Genomic DNA, 19,217 nt, shown 5'->3' on the forward strand with positions numbered 1-19,217 from the left:
TCTGAAAACTGGATAGGAGTTGAAATTCATGTTAGCTTTGCTCGCAGCAGTACCCATACTGCTGACCATCGTGCTGACCGTCGTGTTCAACATGTCAGCGAAGAAGGTTCTGCCGATCGCTTGGGCAGTCATCGTCGTCATTGGTTATTTTGCTTGGGAAATGAAGGTTTTGGACATCGCCGCGTATTCTGTGGCGGGTTTCCTCGGCTCTATTGATACGCTCCTCATCATCTTCGGCGCGATCCTGCTGATGAACATGCTGGACAAGGCGGGCGCCATGCATCGCATCCAGGGCATGTTCAACGGTATCACGGAGGATGCGCGTATCCAGCTCATCATCGTCGGCTTTGCGTTCAGCGCTTTCATCGAAGGTGCGGCGGGCTTCGGCACGCCGGCGGCTATTGCAGCTCCGCTTCTGATCGGCTTGGGCTTTCCCCCGATGGCGGCTGCGATCTCCTGCCTCATCCTGAACTCGACGCCGGTTCCGTTCGGTGCAGCCGGTACGCCGACGAACGCTGCGGCTGATATCGTCAAGGAGATGCTTCCTTCGATCGGTATCACCGACTTCGAGGCATGGAAGCTCGGGCTTTCCTTCATCTCGGCTCTCGGCATGGCTGTCGGCGCGCTCCTCATCATCTTTGTCGTCGTCGGCATCATCACGCGCATGTTCGGCAAGAACAAGTCCTTTGCGGACGCTCTGCCCGTTTTGCCGTTCTGCCTTTTTGCCGCTGTCGTCTTTGACATCTTCTTCCTCATCCTTGCCAAGTTCATCGGCTCGGAGATCACGTCGCTGACCGCTGCAGCCATCACGATCTTCGTGCTCATCGGCGCTGCGAAAGCCGGCTTCCTCATGCCGAAGACGATCTGGCGCTTTGAGAGCCAGGAGAAAAAGAGTGAAAAGACGGAAGATATTCCGCACATGTCGCTCTTCAAGGCTTGGATTCCGTACCTCTTCGTCTCCCTGTGGCTGATCCTCACGCGCATTCCGCAGCTCGGTCTCAAGGGACCCATCAAGAGCGTCGTCATTTCCGTCAAGGGCATCCTCGGCGTTCCGGAAGCTGCATGGAACTTCGCGATCCTCAACAACCCGGGCGTCGCGCCGTTCATCCTCATCGTTCTTCTCTCGATTCCTCTCTACGGTCTTTCTGGCACGCAGGTCAAGGAGATCTTCTCGAAGTCCGCGAACCAGGTCTATGGTGCGACCATCGCCCTGATCTTCGGCTTCGGTCTCGTCTACATGTATCGCTATTCGAGCATCAATGGTCTCGGTCTTGACTCCATGCTGCTGACGATGGCGAAGGGCGTTGCTGATCTTGCGGGTGCGAACTACTTCTACTTCGCGACCTTCATCGGCTCGGTCGGCGCCTTCATGTTCGGTTCGAACACGGTGTCGAACATCATGTTCTCCCCGCTGCAGTTCCAGACGGCGCAGCTCCTCAACATCCCGCCGACCGTCATCATCGCCCTGCAGAACCAGGGCGGCGCGATCGGCAACATGATCTGCATCAACAACATCGTTGCTGTTGCCGCCACGACGGGCGTCATCACGATCAAGGGCATCGAGGGCAAGCTGATTCGAACGGACATCGTGCCGTGGGCGATCTACTACGTCATCTGCATCATCACGATGCTTGTCGCCATGCAGCTAGGCATTGCACCGACGGTTTGACGTTCTGGCAGTCGCTGCTCATAGAAATAGGAAAGAATCCTCAAGTCTTTTGGCTTGGGGATTCTTTTTGCTTCAAGAGTTCAAGCAAGAAGCGCATATCGAACGCGGAGAAGCATTCAGTCCTTGAAATGGAAGAAATTTTTGATGAGGTTTTTCTTTTCTGTGGATGCGGCTTCGTGCGCTGCGCTGCTGTCGATGCCGTTGTAAAAAGCATGCGTTCCCATCTTGCTGCTCGTCAGCCATTCTTCGGAGAAGATGGGCTTGTTCATGACGAACGTGGCTATCTGATTGCGAATGGCTTCGAGATCTTTATCGGGCAGCTTCCTTTGCAAGGCAGAACCTAAGAGGGCGCCGATTTCGGCAATCTCCTTTTCCTTTAGAGAACGTATGGTTGGAGTCAAGCTTGAAAGGCGCAGGGAAGGAAGGAAGATGTCTTTCGCCATAGTCGGGACGCGATCTGCCTTGACCTGAAAGCCCGCTTTTTCCATGTACTCTGTGATGTCGATTTCCTGCAATTCGGCGGGAAGGAGCGGCAGGACGAGATGTGTGTCCGTGCCGTCGCAGAGCAGGGGGATCGCGTCCTTTTCCAAAGCATGTTCGAGTTCTTTGCTGTTGGCGAGAACCTGCTTGCCGTATTGCCGGAATGTTTCCGTACCAGCTTCGAGGAGCGCTGCAGCCAATGCCGCCATATGATTGATGTGGAGCGATGTATGCCCCGTATTGATGACAGCTTCGTCGAGCTTCCTGCTGATCTCTTTCGTGGAAAGTACGATGGCGCCGTCCGGTCCGTGCAGGGAGTCGTTCGTGGGGAACGTGACGACGTCGGCGAACGGGACGGGCGAGGGGAGAAGTCCGGCTGCAACGAGTCCGACGCTTTGCCCGATGTCCACCCACAGGTAGGCGCCGACGTTTCTGGCGATTTCGGAGAGGCGGCGATAATTCGCGTTGCGCGGGTAGCTGACGGGGGAGAAGATGATTAGGTGAGGCTTTGTTTCCTGCGCCGTCCGTTCGACTTCATCCCAGTCGAGCACCTGCTTTTTTGCATCAATGCCGAAGTTTTTGAAGGTGAAGTTCAGTCCTTGGCAATGCTCGCTCTTTCGCAGATTGAAGGAAAGTACGCGGCTTTTGGGCTCTAAGAGGGCGAGGCAGACGACGCGCGAGGCGGCGCTGATATTGCCGAGGCGGACGATAGCGTGCTCGCTGCTGAAGAGTTTTTTGGCTCGCTTGATGGCAAGTTCCTCCAGATCCGTACTGCCGGAATGCGGATTCAGCGCATCAAAGGCGCTGTTGGCGAGCAGACTGCCTTCCAGATAGTGCGCGAAGGGCGACATGGCATTGTTGTTGGGCACGAGAGAGAGCATGTAGCGTTGGCGCTGGATTTCATCCTGCAGCAAGGCGAAGATTTCGGGATCGAAGGCTTGCAGTTTTCTTAGTAACAGTTCTTTTTTCATAAAGAAAGCTCCTTTCGATGAAGGGGATGCGGATAAAATGAATGGGATTCCTTAAAACGGCCATACCACGGGGATGATGACGGCGCATGTGATGAGCGCGAGTACGGCGAGCGGCACACCGATCTTCACATAGTCCATGAAACGGAATTTACCGGGACCGAGAACTAAGGTGTTCGGCGGTGTGGCGACGGGCGTTGTGAAGGCGCAGGAAGCGGCGATGCCGATCGCCATGAGCACGGGATGCGGCGAAACGCCGATCGATTGGGCGATGGAAATGCCTATGGGAGCGAGGAGCGCCGAGGACGCCGTGTTGGACATGAACTGCGTGAGTCCGCAGGAGAGCAGGAACATGGAAACGACGATCAGCATGGGGGCAGGATTCGTGCCGATGAGGTCGAGAACGCTATGTGCGATGAGTTTTCCCGCGCCGCTCGTGTCCATCGCCTTTGCCAGAGGAAGCATACCTGCGAAGAGGAAGATCGTCGTCCAGTCAATGCCCTGATACGCCTGCTTTTCCGAGACGCAGCCCGTGAGCACGCAGGCGAGAGCCCCGACGATCGCCGAGGTTTGCATGGGGACGTGGATCTGCTTTTCGAGCACCATCGCGATGACCGTAGCGATGAGAATTGCCGCGCAGATGATCATCTTCCGTGCATCTTTGGGTGCTTCGGAGGATTTGTCGTCCATCTCGCTTTCTGACATCGTGTGCGGGCAGAGGCGGCTGCCGATGAACACCATGTAGAGCACGCCGATGATGGAGAGAGGGATGCCAATCCAGGCGAACTCGAAGAAGCCGAAGGGCGTTAAGCCGTTTGCATCCAAGGTCGCGCTCATCAGAATGTTCGGCGGTGTGCCGATCATCGTGATCGTGCCGCCGACGTTCGCAGCGATGGCGAGTGCCATGAGCTGGGGGGCGGCGGGAAGCCGCGCGGCGGCGCAGATCTGCATGACGACGGGAATCAGGCAAGCGACGGTCGCCGTGTTGGAAGAGACTGAGGACAGAATGATCGTTATGACCATCAGGGCGACCATCAGTTTCTTCTCGTCCGTGCCGGATTTCTTCACGACCTCGACGCCGATCTTCTGCGCAAGACCCGTCTGAAACATCGCCGCCCCGATGACGAACATGCCCGCGAACAGTACGACGGTGGAGTTTGACAGACCGGCGAATACTTCGGCGGGCGTCAGCACGCCGAGGAAGCCCAGTGCGATCGCCGCCCCCATCGCCGTCACCGCCAGCGGGATGATCTCCGTGGCGAAGAAGAAGGCGGCGATGCCCAGCACAGCCAAGGTCAATGTTGCTGCATCCAGTTCCATTTCTTATCAGCTCCTTTTTAGGAATATTATTTTGAATAGTTATATCTTTCTGTTTCTTCTAAATATATCCTGCCGATTTTGGGAGTCTTCTCCTATGAAATATCTGCATGGAATGATAGCTGAAAGGAATCCATGATATATGCAGCGACGCATCTTCATACAACAGCGCTTCCTGTGAAAATGGAGGTATGATCTCATGAAATATGAACTGGATTCATCAATACTTCGCCGCGCCCCGACGATCAATGAGCTGCTTGGCTACTATACCTACACAAATGGCAATACGAACGCGCACCTCTACCCGGCATACGCTCGTTCACCACTGGCGTATCCTTCGTGCCGGTGCAGAACCTTCTCTTAGAAGCCACATACACCTTTGGCGCAAGGAGCACGCAGATGCGCGACACGCTCTACACCCCCGAGCACTTCCGCCTCGGCGACTACGCGCGATTCCAGCTCACCTATCGTTTCTAAATGATCGCATGCTTCGCGGCAAAAAGCACAAAACCGCCCGACGGGAAATACTCCGCCGGGCGGTTTTTATGTGTTTTGAGCATCGCATTAGAACTGTCAACCTTGCCAGCCCATCGCATGGGAGACGGCGTTTTGCCAGCCGTCGTAGAGATGTTCGCGCTCTTCCTCGCTGAAGTGCGGCTGGAAGCAGGCGTCTTCCTGCCAGAGGGCGGCGAGATCTTCCGTACTTCGCCATAGCCCTGCGGCGAGCCCTGCCATGTAGGCGGCGCCGAGAGCCGTCGTTTCGCTTTCGATAGGGCGACGCACGGGCAGACCTAGGACGCCTGCCTGCATCTGCATGAGCAAATTGTTGCGGCTCGCGCCGCCCGATACGCGAAGTTCTCCGATAGGAAGAGCGGCGTCGGAACGGATCGCCTCGTAGACGTCGCGCACTTGGTACGCCATAGAGGCGAGCGCTGCGCGTACGATATGGGCGCGGCGCGTGTCCTCGGAAAGCCCGATGAGCATACCGCGCGTCTCACTGTCCCAATAGGGCGCAGAGAGACCGCGGAACGCAGGCACGAAGTAGACGCCCGCCGTGTCCGTGACGCGCTTGGCGATCCATTCGGACTCTTCGAGTGAGTCGAGGATCTTGAGACCGCGCCGCAGCCATTCGAGCGCGACGCCCGCGACGAAGATGCTGCCTTCGAGCGCGTAGGTCACCTTGCCGCCGATCTTCCACGCGACCGTTGCGTTGAGACCGTTGTGCGACTGTACATAGCGATCGCCTGTATTGAGAAGGAAGAAGGAGCCTTCGCCGTAAGTGTTTTTCGCTGTGCCAGGTGTGAAGCAGCATTGACCGAAGAGGTCGGCTTGCTGATTGCCGAGGATGCCGCTGATGGGGATTTCCGTGCCGAATACGGCGGCTGCCGTCACGCCGTAGGTGTGCGAGGACGGATGGATCTCGGGCATAAGCGCATGAGGGATGCGCGTCTGCTGCAATAGCGTTTCATCCCAAGCGCCGCGTGCGAGGTGATAGAGCATCGTGCGAGATGCGTTCGAGTCGTCCGTCGCGTGTACCTTGCCGCCCGTGAGCTTCCAGAGAAGCCAGCTGTCGATCGTCCCGAAGGCGAGGTCGCCGTTTTCTGCCAGTTTTTGCGCTTCGGGTACATTTTCGAGGAGCCAGCAAATCTTGCTGACGGAAAAATACGGTGAGAGAACCATCGCCGTGTTTTGGCGGAACTCTTCCAAGAGATCGGCATTCTTACGGAAACGCTCGACGATCTCCTTCGACTGCATCGACTGCCAACTGATGGCGTGATGAATCGGCCGCCCGGTATGACGGTTCCAGATCACCGTCGTCTCACGCTGGTTTGTGATGCCGATCGCCGCGATCTCTGATTTTCGGATGCCTGCTTCGCGAATCGCCTGCTCCGCCGTCTGTAGCTGCGCCGCCCATATCTCGTCTGCATCCTGCTCGACCCAGCCGGACTGCGGGCGATAGACGCTCAGTTCCTTTTTCACGAGAGAAATGAGATTCGCCCGTTCGTCAAAAATCGCCGTGCGGTTTTTCACCGTGCCCGAATCGAGTGCAAGGATGTATCTTCTGCGCATAGGAAAAGCCCCCTTCCGTATGATGCCGTTACAGACATTATATCATAGGAAGGGGGCTTTGTGGCTTTTATGTGCAGCGAGGCGATATTATATACGCATAGAGGATTTGACGTATATCATATCCCATTGTATAATGAGTGTAGAAGAAGGTGCTACTGGTAAACGGTCAGCCCCTCGTGAAGATTGGGTAAGAAACCCCGCCTACAGTTGTGAGCCGAAGGCGGGGTTTCTTATTTTGCCTTTAACGCAACGATGGAAATCGTTACGAGGAAAACGAACGACAAAAAATCGTACAGTTCCATAAGCAGCGCCCCCTTTCAGGGGCTAAGAATCGACCGCCTACCGTTCTAGTAGCACCAACTATATTATAACATATAGTTGGTATTAGGTCTGTTCTTTTTTCTGCAAGGGAGAAATTTGGCTATACCTCTTACAGCATACCGATGCCGTGCGCTACGAAGTAGGCGGCGGCGGCGCCGGCGAGGGGAGCGACGACAGGGATCCAGCCGTAGGCGAAGTCGCTGCCGCCCTTGCCTGCGATGGGCAGGATGAAGTGGGCGAGACGAGGGCCGAGGTCGCGCGCGGGATTCATCGCATAGCCCGTGGGTCCGCCGAGACTAAGACCCAAGCCGACGATGAGGATGCCGACGATGTACGGGCCGTAGCCGGGAGCGAAGGGACCGTTGACCTTGGCGAAGATCGCCCAAATCATGAAGAGCAGGAAGAAAGTTGCGATGAATTCGCAGAGGAAGTTCTTCCAAGTGCAGCGAATCGCGGGAGCCGTGCAGAAGAGGCCGAGCTTCGTCGCCTTGTCCTCCGTCTTTTCAAAATGGGGCAGATAGGCGAGCCAGACGATAGCGGCGCCTGCGATGCCGCCGAGAATCTGGATGACGGAAGTCGCGAGGAACTGCTGGAAGTTGTAGACGCCGGCGAGCATCTTGCCGATGGTGACGGCAGGATTGAGGTCGGCTTGCGGCGCACCGAGCGAGATGGCAGTGAATACGCCGAAGGTCACGGCGAAGCCCCAGCCAAAGACGATGCAAATCCAGCCGCCGCCCTTGCCTTTCGAGCCTTCGAGCGAGCAAGTGGCGCAAACGCCGCAGCCAAAGACGATGAGGACCAGCGTGCCGAAAAATTCACCGAGAAGATTATCGTACATCGTGCAGCCTCCTATTCTTCATCTGCGAGCCAGTTTGCGGCGTGCTTGACGGCCTTCTTCCAACCCTTGTAGAGCTTGTCTGCTTCCTGTTGGTCGAGCGAAGGGGTAAAGCGCGTGTCGAGCTGCCAGCTCTTCTTGAGATCTTCCTTCGAGCTCCATACGCCTGTGGCAAGACCTGCGAGGTAGGCGGCGCCCAAGGCGGTCGTCTCCGTGATCTGCGGGCGGTCGACGGGGACGCCGAGGAGGTCGGCTTGGAACTGCATGAGGAGATTGTTGGCGACAGCGCCGCCATCGACCTTGAGCGCGGCGAGGCGATTGCCCGAGTCGGCTTCCATCGCGCCGAGCACGTCGCGCGTTTGGTAGGCGAGGGAGTCGAGTGTCGCGCGTACGATATGCGACTTTGTCGTGCCGCGCGTGATGCCGATGATCATGCCGCGAGCGTTCATGTCCCAATACGGTGCGCCGAGTCCGACGAAAGCGGGCACCATGTAGACGCCGCCGGCATCCTCGACCTTCTTCGCGACCCATTCGGAGTCGGGCGCGGAGTCGACGAGGCGCAGACCGTCGCGCAGCCATTGGATGGCGGAGCCGCCGACGAAGATCGAGCCTTCGAGCGCGTATTCGACCTTGCCGTCAAGACCCCATGCGATGGTCGTCACAAGACCGTTCTTCGACATGCAAATGTCCGTGCCGGTATTCATGAGCAGGAAGCAGCCTGTGCCGTAAGTGTTTTTCGCTTCGCCGGGCAAGAAGCAGTTCTGTCCGAAGAGCGCTGACTGCTGGTCGCCTGCCATGCCTGCGACGGGGACGGCGGCGCCGATGATCGAGGGAACCGTGTGGCCGTAGACTTCGCTCGATGGGCGCACCTCGGGCAAGAGGCTCTTCGGCACCGTCAGATGCTTGAGGAGAGCCTCGTCCCATTCGAGCGTCTTGATGTTGAACATCAGCGTGCGCGATGCGTTTGAGTAGTCCGTCTTGTGCTCCTTGCCGCCCGTGAGCTTCCAAAGGAGCCAAGTGTCAATCGTGCCGAAGGCAAGCTCGCCTTTTTCCGCTCTGGCACGTGCGCCTTCCACATGGTCGAGGATCCACTTGACCTTCGTGCCCGAGAAGTAGGCGTCGATGACAAGCCCCGTCTTTTCCTTGAACTCATCGACAAGACCCTGACGCTTCAGATCCTCGCATATATCCGCCGTCTGGCGCGACTGCCAAACGATGGCGTTGTAGATCGGGCGTCCCGTCGCCCTGTCCCAAACGACTGCCGTCTCGCGCTGGTTCGTGATGCCGATGGCAGCGATGTCGCTCGCGACGAGTCCCGACTGCTCCAGAGCTTCCTTCATGACTTCGTGCATGGAGCTCCAGATCTCTTCCGCGTCGTGCTCGACCCAGCCGGGCTGCGGGAAGTGCTGCGTGAACTCCTTCTGCGCGACGCCGATGATCTTGGAATCCACATCGAAGATGATAGCGCGGTTGCTCGTCGTGCCTGCGTCAAGTGCCATGACATATTTCTGTCCCATATTGCCACTCCTTTTCGTTCGCTTCTCGACTTTTTCCCTTGCACAGCGCCGCGTTGCTGCATCGCCGTGCAAACCTCGTTGGATGAAACTATGGGGTGGTGCTTTCTTCGCGTTCTTTGATGATCGCCTCCCTTCCGGGCGAGATTCCTTCCCTGACGGCACAGATCGGGCTGCAGGGGACTTGAGGAAGCAAGGATATGCTTCCTTACTTATATCCATACGCTTGCGCGAGGATTTCGATGGGATGGCACGTCGCCTTGCCCGAGCCGTGCCGTATCTGCAGGCGGCAGGTGCCGCAGTCGGAGACGACGGTATCTGCGCCGATTTCAGCGATGCGAGTAAAGACGTTTTCGCCGACCTTCATGGAGATGTCATACTTGTCCCCCTTGAAGCCGAAGCTCCCCGACATGCCGCAGCAGCCGGCGGCGATGTTTTCGATGGAAAGACCGGGGATGCGCTGCAGGAAGTTGAAGGACGGCAGCCCGATGCCCTGTGCGCGCAGATGGCACGGCGGATGGTAGGAGAAACGCCGCTCGATAGGCGAGAAGTCCTCGATCAGTTCGCCGCGCTCCTCTAAGATATCGAGGAACTCGAAGGCATCGTAAATGCCCGAGGAAATTTCGCGCATCTCGGGATCTTCGAAAAGCTCGTGGTACTCGCTCTTGAGCATCAAAGAGCAGCTTGTGCAGCAGACGACGACGGGGACGCCCTTCGCTTTCCATGCGAGGATGCGTTCGGCGTTCTTCTTCGCGTTTTCGTGCGCCTCGTCGAGATAGCCCGAGGCGACCATAGGAGCGCCGCAGCAGATGAAGGATCTGTCCGTGATGACCTCATAGCCGTTCTTCTGCATGACCTTGATGAAAGCTATGCCGATCTCCGGCTCGTACTCGTTGATGTAGCAGCCCGGATAAAAGACGACCTTCTTCTCCGATGGCTTCTGCTCAAGTTTGGCAAACAGCGTATAGAAGGAATTGGATGCGAAAGCGGGCATGTCGCGCTCGCCGGCGATGCCGAGAGCAGCGAATACGCCGAGCGCCTTGCCGACCTTCATGCCGATGTTGGCGCATGTCGCGCCAAAGGGCAGGGCGCGCACGAGCTTTGCCATGCGCTCGCCGTGCGCGAGCATATCGTCCCTCTGCGAATGTTTGTGCGTGCGGTAGTATTCGCCGCGCTGCAGCATGTTGAGCGTGGCGACGCGCACGCCCGAGGGACAGGTGATCTCACAGTTTTTGCAGTTCGAGCAGTATTCGAGACTGCGCTCGACGTCGTCCTCGGCGAACTTCATGCGGCTGTGCGCCGGCCCCGTGAGCTTCGGTCCGGCAAAGGCGCGTGTCGCTTCCGTCACGGGGCAGTTCGCGATGCAGCAGGTGCAGGCGATGCAGTGGTCGGCGGTGTCCGGCGTGTTTTCGTGCCGTTCAAAAGGTTTTTTCATCAATCTCCGCTCCTCTCACGCCATTGCCGCTTTGTAGGCGGAAGCCAGCGCCACGCCGTTGCCCGAGTGCTCGCGGCAGAAATCATAGCCGGCAAGCTCGCGCCCGATGACATGGACGTTTTCAAAGACGAGGGCGCCGTTTTCATCGACGGGGCGAAGCATCTCGTCCGTGCGGACGCCCGCTTTCATGAAGGGCTGCGCGTCGAAAACATCAGCGGCAGTCCACTTCTCGGGATCCCTCTCGCATACGACGGGCAGATCGAAGATCGGCTCATAGGCTGCGCCCGGATCTTGCGCGATAAGACCGCCGCTGTAGAAGCCGCCCGTCGCGAGGATGAACTTCTCGGCGCGGTAGTCCTTCTCGTGTACGCCCGTGACGCGGATGGAAAGGCAGCGCTTGCCGTCCGCAGCGTATCCCGTGACGCGTGCGTTTTCCAAAAATTCGACGCCCATGCGGCGCGCCGCTTTCATGAGTACATCGCGCAGGCGCATACCGTTCGCCGAGGGCGGCATGGCAGTCGTCTCAAGGAGCCTGCCTTTCATCGCCGCCTGCATCTTCTTATAGACCCGCTCGCCGCGCACGCCGAGAATCTGCGGAAAGAGGAAAACGCGGTTCGCGCCGTCCTCGGCAGCGAGCTGACGAATGACCGTCGCTGCACCGTCGCCCTCAAGCCAGCGTGCGGCGTCGAGGATCGAGAGGTCGCGTTCTGCCGCCGACTCGGGAGTGATTTCGAGTGTGCGGATATTTACCGCCTCTTTGAGCGTATCGGCGAGGTTCGCTGCGATCATCTCGGGGCAGCAGTCTTTCAGTCCTTTGACGCCGACGACGATGACATCCCTGCCGGTGAAATCCGGCGCCTGCATGGATGCAGGCGTCAGACAGGAAGGCTTCAAAGTACCGACAGGCGTCACGGCAGCCTGCTGTTCATGGATGGAGCCGCAGTAGCCGAATCCTTCATCTTTCATGAGATCGAGGAAAAAAAGGGCGGCTTCCTCGATGGATTTTTTGCCGATTCTATGGTATGGATGCTCGGCGGGCAGCTTCTCAATCGCCGCTAAGGGATCGGCGACCCATGTGCGCTCCTCATCGTAGCCGAGAATGTCGATAAGCCCGCTGTTCAAGGGGAAAGCGCCCGAGCCGTAGAAGAATACGCTCGCCTTCCTGCCGGTTTTGGCGCAGGCGATGGCTGCCATAAGTCCGGCGAAGCCGCCGCCGATGATTGCTACGTCCCGCTGTTTCATGCCTTCTTGCCTCCGTTGACGTTAAAGGAAAGCTCATAAAGAGCGCGTGTCATCTCCGATTCGCGGATATTGCGCCCCATGAGGACGGGGCGCACGCCCTTCCATCGTCCCTGCAAAAATCCCCTGAGCTGACCGAGAGAATCCTTCGCGCCCTCCGTGCTGCCGACGCGGTGGAAAATGCCGGCGGCGCGCAGACTGCAGAAATTGCCCTGACATGTGCCCATGCCAAGGCGCGTGCGGCGGCGAATATCATTGATGATGCAGCTGTCCTCGCTCTTGGCGATCTCCTCGATCTCAGCGAGTGTGATGTTCTCGCATTCGCATACGAGCGCACGCGATTCCGGCTCCTCTTCAAGCCGCTTGGCGACGCGCTCGAAGGCTTCGGGTCCGAGACGCGTCGCCGCGAGATTCGTGCCGAAAGACGGGAAGTACTTCGCCGCCTTCTTCTTCGCCTCTTCGCTGACCTCGGGCACGAGCGGCTCGTCCGCCGTGCGGCACGGCGTCTTGACGCCGAGTTTTTCGGCGATCTGGTCGCTGATGCGCTCCGCCATCAAGCGGTACGTCGTGAACTTGCCGCCGACAATCGTCATCATGCCCTTGAGCCCTTCTTTTTCGTGATCGAGGATCACAAAGCCGCGCGAAGCGCCGCGCCCCGATGCGCCCGGCTGCTTGTAGAGCGGACGCGAGCCGGCGAAAGCGCGCAGGATGCGATACTGGCGAAGATCATCGAAGGTCTGTTCGCCGATCTTCATCAAGGCTTCGATTTCTTCATAAGAAGAGCTGGTGTCCTCGGGATCGTCAATGCTCATCGACGTCGTGCCGAGGATCGTGATCGAGCCGTGCGGCACGAAAATGTCGCCGTCCGACGGCTTGTGCAGACGGTTGACGACGTGGCTTGCGAGTCGCTGATTGAAAGCGATCAAGGTGCCCTTGTCCGGCTGCACGGGGACATTCAGCCCCGCAAGCTCGGCGACCTTCTCGCACCAGCCGCCTGCTGCATTGACGAGAATATCGCAGGCGATTGGATACTCCCTGCCCGTAAAGCGCTCGCGCACGCGCACGCCCGTAAGCGCGCCGTTCGTCTCTTGGATGCCGACGACCTCGGCGTACGTCTTGTAGCGACCGCCATAGCGTACAGCGGAAGCGACATTCTGCCACGACATGCGAAAGCCGTCGATCGCCGCGTCAGGTACGGCGTAGGCAGAGACGATATGGCGCGACAGGCGCGGCTCCATGCGAAAAGCCTCGTCGAGCGTCAGAGGCCGCGCCTCAATGCCGCTCGCCCGACAGCCCTCGACCCAGCTCGCCTCGAAGTCCGCGTCGTCGGACGCAAGACGCACGAACATACCGCCGATCGGCTCGACGCACGACTTGCCGATCTTTCGAAGGATCGTATTCTCCTCGATGCACTCCTTCGCCGCCTCTTGATCCTTGACAGCATAGCGGCCGCCGCTGTGCAAGAGACCGTGGTAGCGCGAGCTGGCGCCGTTGACGAGATCCTCCTTTTCCAGGAGCAGCACATCGACGCCGCGCATGGCGAGATCGCGCAGGATGCCGACGCCCGTGGCTCCTCCTCCGATGACGACGACCGTTGCCTTCTCCATATCGTTCTCCTTTCGTATCGCATGGCACATCGCCGTGCAGGAAACATCTTTAGCGGTGAAACGAAATTTTATACTTGCTATCGAGGGTAATACGATTTTTCGTTTCTGAAAGATAGAAAACTTCTTTTTTTACGACAACTTCATGTTATCATAAATTTTCAGATTTATCAATACAAAATCGAGAAGATTTCCCATAAAACTTTCAGGAGATAGATGCAGACGCCACGCATAGCGGCATAATTTCTTTCCCGTCCCATACATATATGATGCAGCAGGTTGCTCGTTTTGCTCCTGTCGTAGTATAATGGGGGCAAAAGGAGGAAGATGGCGTGGGGATCCAGACGGAAGAACAGATGCAGCGATATAAAAGCTGCATCGAGCGATTGTGCCTGATGGACGATACGTTCTTCAACGTATGTATGGACGGCTATCTCGCGGGAATGGCGTGCATCCTGCGCATCATCTTGGCGTTGCCGGAATTGATTGTCGAGAGAGTCACGGTGCAAAAGACGGCGGACAGTCTCTATGGTCGCGGCGTGCGCTTTGACGCATTCGCGCGGGCGGACGGGAGACTCATGAACATCGAGGTGCAGCGGGATGATCGAGGGGCTGTGCCCGAGCGGGCGCGATTCAACAGCAGCATGATGGATGCGAGGGAACTGCAGAAGGGCGAGGAAGTGAAGAGACTGCCCGAGACGTATGTGATATTCATTACGGAGAAAGACGTCTTAGGCAAGGGACTTCCGTGCTATCATATCGAGCGAACGATCAAGGAGACGGGCGAAGACTTTGGCGATAGGTCGCATATCATCTATGTCCACGGTGAAATACAAGATGAAACGCCGTTGGGCAGACTGATGCACGACTTCTTCTGTCAAGATGCGGAAAAGATGTATTATGAAGAGCTGAGGAATCGTGCGAGGTTTTTCAAGAACGAAAAAGGAGGTCGAGTCAAGATGTGCAAGATCATGGACGAGATTCGGCAGGAAGGTTTTGAGCGTGGCGCAGAGAACAAACTGTTGGAGAGTTTGCGGACAATCATGCAGACGATGCGGTTGTCGGAAGATGAAGCGATGAACGCACTTTTGATTCCGATGGAAAAGCGGGCGAAGTATAAGACGCTTTTGGCGCATTGAGGTATGTGAGAGCTTCGAGGCATATCGGAATGCTCGGGTTGTTGCGGCATCAAAGTATGCAAAAAGGAGGCGAAAGCGTGACGCGTGAGGACTATGTCAAGTCGCTGATTAAATCGAACGGCTGCAATCTCAAGGAATTTGCGGCGAATATCCACATGCCGTACACGACGCTTCTCTCCATATTGAACGGCTCCATCGGCGGTGCGGCGATGGAAAACGTGCTGAAGATCTGCCGTGCGCTCGACTTGACCGTCGAAGAGCTGAACAGCATCGTCGCGAAGTCTGCGCCTGTGCGTCCGCAAGAAGAGGACGGAGTGGACCCGCATCTTTTGGAAATGATTCGCAGGCTGCCGATGGAAAAGCAGCTCGCCTTGAAATTGCTCTTGGCAGATATGTGACGGCGCAGCTTTGTCTGCGCCGTCGTCTTTTCCTCTTGGAAATTCATAAAAAAAAAACGCCGCATCTGCGGCGTAGTCTGCGTGGCTGGGGTAGCTGGACTCGAACCAACGCATGCGGGATTCAGAATCCCGTGCCTTACCAACTTGGCGATACCCCATTGACAAGTGTTGTTGTCAACGTGATTTATTATAGGGGAAAGTGCGCGAGCTGTCAATCCCCTTTTTAGAAAAATATCCGCGCTGCCTAAATTCTTTGGCTGACAGAAGTATAAAAACAAGCTATAATATAACTGGAGGGAATGGCATAGAAAGACGAAAGGGGATTCTTCATGCAGACGATCGAGAATTTTTACCATGAGGCATTGAAGAAGGCAACGGGGCGGGAAGAATTTGAGTACGATCCCGATCAGCTCAAGTGCCTGTTTCATCCGAGCGTTCATGAGCCGCTCTGGGGCGAAGAGAAGCTGTCGGACGAGGGCGAGAAGAAGCCGCTCACGAAGGATGCACGCGCCGTTTTGGAAGACGTGCTTGCGGGGAAGAAAGCGGGGCGCAAAGCGTATATCCTCATCGCACCGGCGTTCATGGGGCAGTATCAAGACGTCAAGACGGGGCAGATCCGCAACGCCTTTCGCAAGATGGGCTTCGATGGGCTTGTCGAGGTCGCGCTCTTTGCCGACATCCTGACGCTCAAGGAAGCGTTGGAGTTCGACCGCAATATCCAGTCGGAGTCGGACTACATGCTTACGAGCTGCTGCTGTCCCATGTGGGTGGCGATGATCAAGAAGAGCTTCCGGCATCTCATGCCGTATGTGCCGCCGTCCGTCTCGCCGATGATCGCCGCAGGCCGCACGGTGAAGAAGCTCTATCCCGACGCCTTGACCGTGTTCTTAGGGCCTTGCATGGCGAAGAAAACAGAAGCGAAGGATCCCGATCTCGTCGGCGCGATTGACCATGTGCTGACCTTCCGGGAGTGCAAGGACATCTTCGACCGTCTCGGCATCCAGCCGCAGGATCAATCGGACAAGAAGCGCGTCTACTCATCCGAGGCGGGGCGCATCTACGCCTATGCGGGCGGCGTGTCGCAGGCGGTGCAGATGACGCTCGACCGGCTGAATCCCGAGCGTGCGATCAAGGTTCGCTCGCGCCACGCGAACGGCGTCGCCGAGTGCAGGCAGATGCTCAACGATCTCATGGAAGGCGACGTCAAGGCGAACTTCTTCGAGGGTATGGGCTGCGCGGGCGGCTGCGTCGGCGGCCCGAAGAAGCTCATCCCGCAGGAAGAAGCGAAAGAGCACGTCAAGGCGTACGGCAAGCGCTCGCCGTACCGCACGCCGCTCGACAACCCCTACGTCTTGGAGCTTTTGACGCGCCTCGGCTTCTACACGCTCGAAGGGCTTCTGTACGATGAGACGTTCTTCTCAAGGAAGCGCTTCGCCTGACGATAAGACGGCTGAAAAACACAAGACGGTGCATGTGCCGCATTCGGCATATACACCGTCTTTTTTTCTGCGCGGCGACATCCTGCAAATCCCTGCTGCAACTGTCGCATGACGGGCGACCACGACGGGGCGTTCCCCTGCTACACTGATGATACAGACCGATGGCATCGCCGACATGACAGGCGGGCATGTTTTCATCACAGTGCGGCAGTAAAAGGAGAGGGAAGCCATGACGTATCGCAGAATTTTGGCAGTAGGGGACATTCACGGTCATTTTGAGAAGTTTCGCTCCGCTTATGAAAAGGTCCAATTCGATCCGACCGAGGATCTCCTCGTGTTCCTCGGCGACTACATCGACCGCGGTCCTTCGGTGCGCCGGACGCTGGAATTCGCCATGAAGATCGCCGAGGAAAAGAATGTCGTCCTTCTGCGCGGCAACCATGAGCAGATGATGCTCGACTATTTCTTCGGCGGCGCGACGGGCGAATGTTGGCTGGGGAACGGCGGCAGGGAGACGATGGCGGAACTTCTGGCGTGGGAAAAGGAGGCGCCGGGCGCGATTGCGCGCGTGCTCGCCTTCTTGCGGGAACTGCCGCTTTCGCATACGGTTGAGCAGGAAGGCGAGCGCTATTTCTTCGCACATGCGGGCGTGCGCCCGAGCGTCGCCCTCGAAGAGCAGCGAGCGGATGATCTCCTGTGGATTCGCGAAGAGTTCTATGCGCATTACGCAGGCGACGACATCGTCGTCGCCGGGCATACGCCGACCTTGTTTCTTGACAGGAGAGGCAAGCCGCTCTTCCTCAACAAGTGCATCATTCTCGCCGATACGGGATCCTACTTCCCCGAAGGGCATATTTCCATCGTTGATGTTCTCACGCGGCGCTTTTGGCAGAATGCCGCATGAGAGGATCGGTGAAAGAGCGGCTGAATCTTGTATCGATCGGATGCGCTTCTTTCTGTCGAGATACCTTTGTCAAATATATGTTCGATATGGTATACTGTTTTACGAACATATATTTGACAAGACGGGAGGAAAACAGAATGAAGCAATGGGACTTGCCGGACGACTGGGAGATCGAGGCGGCGCTGCCGGAGTATGTCGATGGGGAGGGCGACGCGGTGCGGCTCCTTCTGGCGGACGGCACGGAGCAGCTTGTGCGGGCGCGCCTGCGCACGGTGCTTGAGTGCTTGGCAAGGCGGCATTGTCAAGCGCTGCCTCTTTTGCGTGCGTGGGCGAAGGAGCGCACGGCGATTTCGCAGACAGCGCCCTTGGCGATTGCGGCGGAGCTGGTGCTCGTGCCGTTTCGGGTGCGCCGTCCGCGTCTTAAAGGCGACGCCGCGATGGGCGTTGTGAACGCCATGCACGCACGTCTCACGCGAAGCGAAGAAGCGGCGGAAGTAGAACTTTCGTGCGGCAGGCGCATACGCGCTCTCTGGGGCAGAGAAACGCTCGCTGCACATCTTCGCGCGGCGGAGATTCTGCGCCAAGATCTCGAAGCGCAGGCAGAAGCCGCTGTACTGCGCCGTCTCTTCTGGCAGAAAGCATGGCGTCACGACATTCGGGAAGGAAATCGAAAGAAATGAAAGAAAGCGCGAAGAGCGCCGCAGGGAAAAGAGCTGCGGCGCTCTTTGCTTTATGACGCGAGGGTTGGCGAGCAGCATGTCGTCGATGGTATGATGCGCCGAAGTATGCTATACTCTATTCGTTGCCTCATCCATACCGGCACGGGAAGGAGGTGCATGTGATATGGAGAATATCCCTCTATCGTTCCTTCTCTCTGTCGCGGCAGGAGTAGTCTGCCACTACTTGTGCAAGGAGTACGACGGCGGCCGCGCCGTATGGACGGGCATGAGGACGCAGGTGCGCCTGGGCTACGGCGACTTCCGCCACTCGACGGGCGTCGCGGACTCGGCATATACGCACGCGACGATGGCGACCTTCTACCGTGCGCCGACGGTAGAGGAGTTCCTTAGTACGCCTGGCATGGACTCGACCAATCCGCTCAGCTTCAAGGAGCAGCTCAGAAATGCGACGACACAGGCGGAGCAGCAGGCGATTGTCAAGCGCATGTACGATATTGTGAAGAAGGCGTATCCCAATGTCCAAATGAAAAGCGAGAATCATATTGATAGACTGGTACAAAATACTACTGTGACTGTTCCGCTGAAGCTTCTTGATAAAGAAGATGGAACGAATTATGATGCCGACCCATCCCTAAACATTGAAGCAGACCTATATACCCCTGAAGCACTCACTTATCCGACGTATAAAGCGTATCTGCAAGTTTGGTTTCGGAAAGAGGTTGAACGGTACGGTACGGAGGATGGTGTTGCTGATAAGGATCTTAAAGGAACTTTGAATAAGAAAATACGCGAGATTTATAACTTTGAGGCAGATCCCCGTTTTTACGATAAAGTGACAACCCGCGACCAGTTCCGGCAAAACTGGTATACTGCTTTTGAGAACTGGGTCAACGCTCTGCCCGATAACTATCAAGGAGTGGGTTCTCGGCGAGGGGAAGCAGGGAGAATCAATCCCAGTGTTACCAATCTTGTAGAGCAGTATTGGAAGGCAGTTCGGTATACATTGGAGAAAAGCGTCGAGGACGGCACCTCTGCGCCGCGCGTTGGACTGGGCAAGGTCGTCGGCAATATCGTCAAGACGACGGGCGCCGTCCTTGAAGCCGACCAGATCCCTGCACTCAAGCAGGCGTTCTATGTGCAGGCTCGTCACGAACTCACGCCGAATCTCGGCGTCGCCGCTTGGTATCTGCGCTCGGTCGGCAATG

15 protein-coding genes, 1 tRNA gene and 1 pseudogene are annotated in these 19,217 nt (G+C 57.3%); 8 read left to right on the top strand and 9 right to left on the bottom strand.

Features of this window, described 5'->3' with window-relative positions; all coding sequences use genetic code 11:
• Positions 1–28: 28 nt before the first annotated feature.
• Complete coding sequence (locus ACO5Z0_RS01840; protein WP_485648964.1) at positions 29–1,669, top strand: L-lactate permease; 1,641 nt, start codon at positions 29–31, stop codon at positions 1,667–1,669.
• A 116-nt stretch (positions 1,670–1,785) separates the two neighbouring features.
• Here ACO5Z0_RS01840 and ACO5Z0_RS01845 read toward each other — a convergent pair whose 3' ends face one another.
• Positions 1,786–3,120, bottom strand: coding sequence for a serine hydroxymethyltransferase (locus ACO5Z0_RS01845; protein ID WP_485648965.1), 1,335 nt, complete (start codon positions 3,118–3,120; stop codon positions 1,786–1,788).
• Positions 3,121–3,171: 51 nt separating this feature from the next.
• Positions 3,172–4,431 carry an SLC13 family permease gene (locus ACO5Z0_RS01850; RefSeq protein WP_485648983.1) on the bottom strand — a complete coding sequence of 420 codons (1,260 nt, stop codon included), beginning with the start codon at positions 4,429–4,431 and terminating at the stop codon, positions 3,172–3,174.
• Between the two features lie 342 nt (positions 4,432–4,773).
• Between ACO5Z0_RS01850 and ACO5Z0_RS01855 the strand changes: the two genes are divergently transcribed.
• Positions 4,774–4,911, top strand: coding sequence for a hypothetical protein (locus ACO5Z0_RS01855; protein ID WP_485648966.1), 138 nt, complete (start codon positions 4,774–4,776; stop codon positions 4,909–4,911).
• Positions 4,912–5,007: 96 nt separating this feature from the next.
• Here the strand turns inward: ACO5Z0_RS01855 and glpK (ACO5Z0_RS01860) are convergent, their stop codons facing one another.
• The 6 genes from glpK (ACO5Z0_RS01860) to glpA all read right to left on the bottom strand — a co-directional run bounded on the left by glpK (ACO5Z0_RS01860) (position 5,008) and on the right by glpA (position 13,455).
• Positions 5,008–6,504 (bottom strand): glycerol kinase GlpK, encoded by a 1,497-nt coding sequence (gene glpK / locus ACO5Z0_RS01860; RefSeq protein ID WP_485648967.1) that lies wholly within the window; start codon positions 6,502–6,504, stop codon positions 5,008–5,010.
• A gap of 430 nt (positions 6,505–6,934) precedes the next feature.
• A complete protein-coding gene (locus tag ACO5Z0_RS01865; RefSeq protein ID WP_442673325.1) occupies positions 6,935–7,663 on the bottom strand; it encodes an MIP/aquaporin family protein in 729 nt (242 codons plus the stop codon).
• An 11-nt stretch (positions 7,664–7,674) separates the two neighbouring features.
• A complete protein-coding gene (gene glpK / locus ACO5Z0_RS01870) occupies positions 7,675–9,177 on the bottom strand; it encodes a glycerol kinase GlpK (RefSeq protein ID WP_485648968.1) in 1,503 nt (500 codons plus the stop codon).
• Positions 9,178–9,382: 205 nt separating this feature from the next.
• On the bottom strand, positions 9,383–10,609 hold the full coding sequence (locus tag ACO5Z0_RS01875; RefSeq protein WP_485648969.1) for an anaerobic glycerol-3-phosphate dehydrogenase subunit C: 1,227 nt from the start codon (positions 10,607–10,609) through the stop codon (positions 9,383–9,385).
• Positions 10,610–10,624: 15 nt separating this feature from the next.
• Positions 10,625–11,851 carry an anaerobic glycerol-3-phosphate dehydrogenase subunit GlpB gene (gene glpB / locus ACO5Z0_RS01880; protein WP_485648970.1) on the bottom strand — a complete coding sequence of 409 codons (1,227 nt, stop codon included), beginning with the start codon at positions 11,849–11,851 and terminating at the stop codon, positions 10,625–10,627.
• A complete protein-coding gene (gene glpA, locus ACO5Z0_RS01885; protein WP_485648971.1) occupies positions 11,848–13,455 on the bottom strand; it encodes an anaerobic glycerol-3-phosphate dehydrogenase subunit GlpA in 1,608 nt (535 codons plus the stop codon). The genes glpB and glpA overlap by 4 nt, the downstream gene beginning before the upstream one ends.
• Positions 13,456–13,784: 329 nt before the next feature.
• On the opposite strand from glpA, the gene ACO5Z0_RS01890 reads away from it, so the two are divergent.
• Together ACO5Z0_RS01890 and ACO5Z0_RS01895 are read left to right on the top strand one after the other, a co-directional pair.
• Positions 13,785–14,591, top strand: coding sequence for a PD-(D/E)XK nuclease family transposase (locus tag ACO5Z0_RS01890; protein ID WP_485648972.1), 807 nt, complete (start codon positions 13,785–13,787; stop codon positions 14,589–14,591).
• 77 nt (positions 14,592–14,668) lie between these two features.
• Complete coding sequence (locus ACO5Z0_RS01895; RefSeq protein ID WP_485648973.1) at positions 14,669–14,989, top strand: helix-turn-helix domain-containing protein; 321 nt, start codon at positions 14,669–14,671, stop codon at positions 14,987–14,989.
• 82 nt (positions 14,990–15,071) lie between these two features.
• On the opposite strand, the gene ACO5Z0_RS01900 is transcribed toward ACO5Z0_RS01895, so the two are convergent.
• A tRNA-Gln gene (locus tag ACO5Z0_RS01900) sits at positions 15,072–15,147 on the bottom strand.
• 171 nt (positions 15,148–15,318) lie between these two features.
• Here ACO5Z0_RS01900 and ACO5Z0_RS01905 point away from each other — a divergent pair.
• From ACO5Z0_RS01905 to ACO5Z0_RS01920, 4 genes and pseudogenes are all read left to right on the top strand, one after another.
• Complete coding sequence (locus tag ACO5Z0_RS01905; protein WP_485648974.1) at positions 15,319–16,428, top strand: [Fe-Fe] hydrogenase large subunit C-terminal domain-containing protein; 1,110 nt, start codon at positions 15,319–15,321, stop codon at positions 16,426–16,428.
• 229 nt (positions 16,429–16,657) lie between these two features.
• A complete protein-coding gene (locus ACO5Z0_RS01910; RefSeq protein ID WP_485648975.1) occupies positions 16,658–17,332 on the top strand; it encodes a metallophosphoesterase family protein in 675 nt (224 codons plus the stop codon).
• A 137-nt stretch (positions 17,333–17,469) separates the two neighbouring features.
• Positions 17,470–18,012, top strand: coding sequence for a hypothetical protein (locus ACO5Z0_RS01915; protein WP_442674046.1), 543 nt, complete (start codon positions 17,470–17,472; stop codon positions 18,010–18,012).
• A 163-nt stretch (positions 18,013–18,175) separates the two neighbouring features.
• Positions 18,176–19,217 (top strand): annotated as a pseudogene (locus tag ACO5Z0_RS01920) (TonB-dependent receptor); the annotation flags it as partial.

The organism is Selenomonas sp., from assembly GCF_057272215.1.